The organism is Streptomyces sp. NPDC047108, from assembly GCF_040643575.1.
GTDB lineage: Bacteria > Actinomycetota > Actinomycetes > Streptomycetales > Streptomycetaceae > Streptomyces.
This window is the reverse complement of record NZ_JBEYUP010000018.1, coordinates 134087-140086: the sequence shown is the minus strand read 5'-3', so window position 1 is coordinate 140086 and position 6000 is coordinate 134087. Positions and strand designations below refer to the sequence as shown.

Genomic DNA, 6000 nt, shown 5'->3' with positions numbered 1-6000 from the left:
GGCCCGGCGCCCGCTCCGGCCACCCTTCCGCCCCCGGCTCCCGCCCCGGGCCCCCGGGGGGGGGGGGGGGCCCCCCCCCCCCCCCCGCCGCCGTCTACACCCGTTGCACCACCGAGAGCCGCACCGGCGTGGACGCCGGCAGGGAGGGGACCGGAACAGCGGGACGGCAGGCGAGGGCCTGCGCCGCGGCGCGGTCGCCGGGGACGGCTCGTTCACCGAGCAGCGGCCCGTGGTCGTACGAGGACCCGGAGCGGGGCGGGACGGACGGCTCGGCGCCGTTGTCGCCGCGCCGGTCGTCCTGACAGCCGGGCGGATCCTCGCCCTTGGTGCCGGTCGCGGCCCCGGTCACGGCCCCGGTCCCGGTCGTGGTCGCGGTCGTGGTCGTGGTCGTGGTCGTGGTCGTGGTCGCGGCAGAGAAGTCGGCGACCTCGACATTGCCGACCGAAACGTCGCCGACCGAAATGTCGCCGACCGAAACGTCGGCGGCCTTGGCGGAGGCGCCCGTGGCCGAGCGGACGTCCGAGGGGTGGGACGTCGCGGCGCTCGTACGGTCGTTGGGCTCGTCCCGGCCCACGGCGTACGGTCCGGCGACCGCCGACGCCGGGGCGTGCGCCTCCTGTTGAGCCGTCGCGGCAGCGGACGGCGCCTGCCGGGACGTGGCGGCGGTCGCCCACGGCTTGCAGACCAGCAGTGCGGCCAGGGCCAGCAGCACACCCACGACCACGGCGGCGGCGCGCCGCCGTGCCGGGGGAGTGCTGAGGTGGTTCATGTGCCGTTCTCTGCCGGGGGATTGGATTGGGATGCTATCGGGGCCGGGGTGCGACCTGATGCGCGGCCCCGGTCCTCGCGCATGGACGGCGGTGTGCGTGGCCGGGGCTTGCGGGGCACGGTGCCGCACCTGCCCCGGCCTACGAACCGGAGCCGTCCTCGCTCTCGGAACGGTGCTGCTGGTTCCCCGTACCGGGGCCGCTGTCGCCACCACTGTCCCGGCCGCCGTCGTCCTGGCCGCCATCGCCGGTGCCCCCGTCGTCGGTACCGCCGTTGCCACTGCTGCCGTCACTCGCGCCACCGGACGACGAGCCGGAACCGGACGGCGTGGAGCCCCCGGACGGTCCCGCCGTGCCGCCGGTGTCGTCGCCGGGCTTCGACGGCGCGTCCGAGCCGCCGCTCTTGCTGTGCGACGGGTCCGGGGACTGCCGGCCGTCCGGCGCCCCGCCCGAGTCGTGCCCGGAACCGGAGCTGCTGGACGACGGGGAGGGCGCGGGGGCCTCGGGCTGCCGACCGTCGTCACCGCCGCCGGAGCCGCCGTTGCCCCCGCCCACGATGCGGCCGACGGTGGTACCGCCGGCGCCGCTCGCCGTCGAGCCGGTGACCAGCTCGATCACCGTGATCGTGCCCATGGCCAGGACGAACACGGCCAGGGCGGCGAGCATCGAGCGCTTCCAGCCGCGCAGTCTGGTCCCGTGGGTGGTGCCGTGCGTGTACGCATCGGGCGGGCCGTCGGCCGGATCGTGTCCGTCCGCGGGGTGCCCGGAGCGACCGTGGGCGTGAGGCATCAGCTCGGTGGCGTCCGCCGATGAGGTGCTCTCCCGGACCTGGGGCAGCATCGTGGTGGCGTCGAACGGCGAAGACGAGGAAGAGCCGTGCGCCCCGTCCCCCGCCGCCGCCGGATCCGCCCGCGGCAGCATCTGCGTCGCTTCGATCTGCTCGAGCAGTCGTGTGCGGTCCTCCTCCTCCGCCTCGGCGGTGGGCGGGGCGCCGAGGCGGGGGAGGGCCATCGTGGGATCGGCGGCGCTGCCGGCGTGGCCTGCCAGGGTGTGGTCGTCGTCCGCGTCGTCGACCGGAACCTGACGCGCCTTGGGCTTGGCCTGTTCCGTCACATCGCGGATCTGTTCACCGGTGCGCTTGAAGAAGTGCTGGAAGACCGATCCGCCCGTGCTCGCGACGACACTGACGATTCCCGCCCCCAGGACGGTCCCGTACACCCCCAGTTTTCCCGCGAGCAGCGCGGCCACGACGGCCGCGATCGCGCTGCCCGCGACCTGCGCCATGCTCAGGTCGAGTCGGCTCTTCTTCTCTTCGGCCTTGGTGTCGGCCCGAAATTTCATGGGTCAGCCTCAGAACGGACGTCCTTTTCTCCCTCAGCCCAGAGAGACTGCCGGAGCCCTCAAAAGGTTTCTGATGAGGACATAGTGTGAACCTTGCCACCCATGGCCGCTTCGGACGGCAATGACCGATGCACGACAAGCGGGATCGTGGTGCGGCGCATCCGGCGTTCGCTGGGTCGGCCGTCCGCGAGCGCGGTCCACCGCCGCACGGCTTCTCCGCCGCAGTCTTCGGCGCGTATTGAAGCACCGTCCGCATTCCCGGCCGTATCCCGTGGCTACTCGGGGGACGGCGGTACGCATTCCTTCTACCTCTTCGGACGGGAGGCGTGGACCTTCGTCGGAGTGACGGACGGAAAGGGCGCACGCGCAGCTGTGAACTGCCTGATCTCCCCTTTATGAGTACGCGGTACTCCACTGTGGTTCCCGGCGGGTTCCTGGGCCGGAAATCCGGACCGACCGCAGTACGCTTTTCCGTATCTGCTGGGGGGCGTTCCGCAGGCCAGGGGGGCATGCGCCTGCTCGCTCATGCAGAAGCTGAACGTCGTGTCGCCCGTGGCTCCTGCCATGCGGACCGCACCTCCGCCGGCCTGCGCATGCGGGCTCGCTTCCACCGATCACCGCGCGCCCGGCCCTGTCTCCTCGAAACGTGTCGGCTTCGAGGCGTACCCGCAATGCGAGGCGCGCAGAGGAACACCGCAAGGGGTGGGACGCCATGAGGAGCCAGGAATTCCTTCCCCCTGCCCGTTCGCCGCTGGAGCGGATTTCCAGCGCGCGGCTGCGCTGGACGACACCCGGTCCCGCCCCGGTTACGGAACGGCTGGGGTGGCTGGACGCGCTGCGCGGTATCGCGGCACTCGTCGTGGTGTTCGAGCATTCCTCATACGCCTTCATGAGGGAATTCCGGGACGCGGTGGTGCCGGAATTCAACACCGGTCGGTACGGCGTCCTGGTGTTCTTCCTCGTGAGCGGTTACATCATCCCGGCCTCGCTCGAACGCGTCGGCTGTGTCCGGAGTTTCTGGATCGGCCGGGCCTTCCGGATGTATCCGTTGTGGGCGGCCGTCGTCGTCTCCTTCGTCGCCCTCGAACTGTTGGGTGTGGTGGAGATGCGCGGTGGCCTCGGTGAGCAGAGCGTGCTCGAAGTGGCCGCCGCCCACGTCACGTTGCTCCAGGAATTGCTGGGGACGCCCAGTCTCCTGCTCGTCCTCTGGACGCTCTCGTACGAGGTGGGCTTCTATCTCCTGGTCGTCGCCCTCTTCACGGTCCGTCTCCACCGGCGGTCGGGGGCGATCGCCGTCGCCCTGGCCGTGCTCGCCGCGGTGAGCGTCGCCGCGGGGTTCGCACTGCCGGTCTCCGCTCTCTCCGGCGCGATCGGCACCGGTCCGCTGATCGCGCTCGCCTCGATCGCCCTGGTCCTCGCCGTGTGCTGCGCGAGCTCGGGGGCGCCGGTGCTCCGGGTGGCCGGGGGAGTGCTGGGCGGTGTGCTGGCGCTCGTCCTGGTCCCCTTCAACGGCACGGTCCCGGTGTGGGAGGGCCTGGTGATCCTCGCGGTGATGTTCCTCGGCACCGCCGTCCGCCGGGCCGAGAGCGGTGAGAGCACCTGGCGGGCGGCGTTCTGCGCGGCCGCGGTGGTGGTCGCCTGCGCCGTGGCGAGTGCGTACGCGGACGGCGACGCGTCCCATTTCACGCGCCGCGGCTGGATCCTGGCCTTCCTGCTGGCCGTGCTCACCTTCGGTGCCGGACTCGCGGTGCGCCACCGTCGGATTCCGCGCCTGCTGGTGGGACTCGGGACCATCAGCTACTCGGTCTATCTGCTGCATCCGCTGCTGCTGGCGGTGACCGACGGCACGATCGGCCGGTCGCGACACGATAATCTGCTGCTCGAAGCGGCGTTCTGCGCCGTGCTGTTGCCCCTGTGCGTGCTGACCCACCGCTGCATCGAAGCTCCCGGCCAGGCCTACGGCCGCAGACTGGCCCGCCGCGTCCGGCCGCCGTGACCTCTCGGAGGGGGAGGCTCCACGAGCCGAATAGCCTCGCGATGGACGACCGGTGCGCGACCGGTGCGCGAGCGGTGAGCGACCGGTACGCGACCGGTGAGCGGTGAGTGACCTGCACGCGCGGCACGCACCCGCCACGTACGCGGCGCCTCCGCCTCTGCGGTCACCGTTCGCGGCACAGTGGGCACATGACCGCAGACGACAGCAATGTCCTGGCCCGGGGCCGCGTCGCGACCCGGCTGCCCGCCCAGGATCTGGACCGGGCGCGCCGCTTCTACTCCGAGAAACTGGGACTGGAACCCGTCGACGAACGACCCGGAGGGCTCCTCTACCGCTGCGGCGGCACCGACTTCGTCGTCTTCCGCTCCACCGGAGCCTCTCCCGGCACCTTCACCCAGATGGGGTGGGAGGTCGACGACATCGACGCAGCCGTGACCGAACTCGCCCGGCGGGGTGTGGTGTTCGAGGAGGTCGACGTGCCGGGCATGCGTACGCAGGGCGGGATCGCCGAGATCGAGGGCAACTACCCGAGCAAGGGTGCGCGGGGTGAGCGCGGCGTGTGGTTCCGTGACAGCGAGGGGAACATGATCGGCATCGGGCAGCCGATCGTCTGACGGCGAGACGGCGTCGATCGTTCACCCACGGGCGCCCGTTGCGTCCGCCATGGACGCCCGTTCGCGGTGCGCGCGCTGCCGGACCCGGGACGGAGGAAGGCTCCTTCATGGGTCCTGGCCCCGGTCGCACGATGCGGCCGGGGCCAGGGCGGAAGAGGGCTGACACTACGGAGAACGGTGAGGAAGCCCCTTCACTCCGCGTACGGATTGCGCACGTAGTCCAGCGAGAAGTCGCCCTTGTTGCCGAAATAGGCGTCGATCAGACGAGCGGGATCGGTGGTGATGCTGCCCCTCTGCAGGTCGCTGCCGTCGTCCTTGTCGTCCCATCCCCACGGCGGGCTCGCGGCGTTGTCGCTGCCGTCGTCGCCGCGGAAGGATCCGAATTTCGCATAGGTCTCCGGATCGTCGCGGCGGTCCCACAAGCCACCCGGGGCGAAGAAGTCCACCAACTGGTACTGCACGGAACGGTCGTTGCCGTTCTCCGGCACCTCACCGGGCACCCCGGGCGGACCGGGGTAGTAGACGATGCCGTCGCCGCCGCCGAACTCCTCGCCGTCCCAACGGTAGGCGCCGTGTCCCTTCGCCTCCTGGAAGCTGGTCGGGTGGGAGTTGCCTTCGTGGGGCTGCGTGAGCAGTTCGCCGTCGATGCTCTCCCGGCCCTCGGTCCACGTCCCCCCGCGCGGAACGTACGAGTAGTAGTGGTTGTGCGCCTGCGAGATCATCGCCTCGAGCGTCCCGTACGGCGTGCCGTCCTTGCGGACGACCTCCATCACGCCTTCCATGTCGTTCTCGTGCCCGCCGAAGCGCTTCCAGTCCCGCGGGTGGTAGTAGCCGTACGTGATGAACCAGTGCGTGCCCGTCTCCACGACGGAGTAGTAGACGGTCGCGCTGAGCCGGTCCTGGTGCGTGGCCAGCGACTGCTGGTTGTTGAGGGTGTCCCAGTCGCCGTCGTACTGGACCATGGAAAGGTAGTCCGCGGCCGCGTTGCTGTCGGCGGTGTCCTGGTAGTGGACGGGTGCCCAGCGCTGGGCGAGCTCCGCGTCGCTCGGCGCGGCCTCCGCCGTGGAGGGCAGGGTCAGCATGGTCGCGAGACACGTGGTGGCCACGAACGATGTCGCGAGGGCAAGACGCCGGCGCCGCATGCGTCACTCTTTTCGTAGGGTCCGGGACGGTGGCGGCCGGACGCACCCGCCGAGCCCCGGCCGGGCGGGCACGTCCGACGTGCGGGGGACGCTAACGGGACCATCGGGCGGGGCACATGAGTAATGCATGACCTGTGCAG

5 protein-coding genes are annotated in these 6000 nt (G+C 71.2%); 2 read left to right on the top strand and 3 right to left on the bottom strand.

The genetic code is table 11. The annotated features are described in order from the left end of the window. Positions 1-94: 94 nt before the first annotated feature. Together ABZ822_RS26775 and ABZ822_RS26770 are read right to left on the bottom strand one after the other, a co-directional pair. Positions 95-769 (bottom strand): hypothetical protein, encoded by a 675-nt coding sequence (locus ABZ822_RS26775; RefSeq protein ID WP_360859424.1) that lies wholly within the window; start codon positions 767-769, stop codon positions 95-97. A gap of 139 nt (positions 770-908) precedes the next feature. Continuing rightward, positions 909-2108, bottom strand: a complete 1200-nt coding sequence (locus ABZ822_RS26770; RefSeq protein WP_360859421.1) for a hypothetical protein — start codon at positions 2106-2108, stop codon at positions 909-911. A gap of 712 nt (positions 2109-2820) precedes the next feature. On the opposite strand from ABZ822_RS26770, the gene ABZ822_RS26765 reads away from it, so the two are divergent. Together ABZ822_RS26765 and ABZ822_RS26760 are read left to right on the top strand one after the other, a co-directional pair. Next, positions 2821-4104, top strand: coding sequence for an acyltransferase (locus ABZ822_RS26765; RefSeq protein ID WP_360859418.1), 1284 nt, complete (start codon positions 2821-2823; stop codon positions 4102-4104). A 188-nt stretch (positions 4105-4292) separates the two neighbouring features. Beyond that, entirely contained in the window at positions 4293-4718 is a 426-nt protein-coding gene (locus tag ABZ822_RS26760) for a VOC family protein (protein WP_360859415.1), read from the top strand. Positions 4719-4909: 191 nt separating this feature from the next. Here ABZ822_RS26760 and ABZ822_RS26755 read toward each other — a convergent pair whose 3' ends face one another. Next, positions 4910-5860: a hypothetical protein gene (locus ABZ822_RS26755; RefSeq protein ID WP_360859413.1), complete on the bottom strand. Its 951-nt coding sequence runs from the start codon at positions 5858-5860 to the stop codon at positions 4910-4912. Between the last annotated feature and the right edge of the window lie 140 nt (positions 5861-6000).

Excerpts from the sequence above, each read along its gene's own strand:
- ABZ822_RS26775 (WP_360859424.1), bottom strand. The coding sequence starts at position 769 with ATGAACCACCTCAGCACTCCCCCGGCACGGCGGCGCGCCGCCGCCGTG.
- ABZ822_RS26770 (WP_360859421.1), bottom strand. The coding sequence starts at position 2,108 with ATGAAATTTCGGGCCGACACCAAGGCCGAAGAGAAGAAGAGCCGACTC.
- ABZ822_RS26765 (WP_360859418.1), top strand. The coding sequence starts at position 2,821 with ATGAGGAGCCAGGAATTCCTTCCCCCTGCCCGTTCGCCGCTGGAGCGG.
- ABZ822_RS26760 (WP_360859415.1), top strand. The coding sequence starts at position 4,293 with ATGACCGCAGACGACAGCAATGTCCTGGCCCGGGGCCGCGTCGCGACC.
- ABZ822_RS26755 (WP_360859413.1), bottom strand. The coding sequence starts at position 5,860 with ATGCGGCGCCGGCGTCTTGCCCTCGCGACATCGTTCGTGGCCACCACG.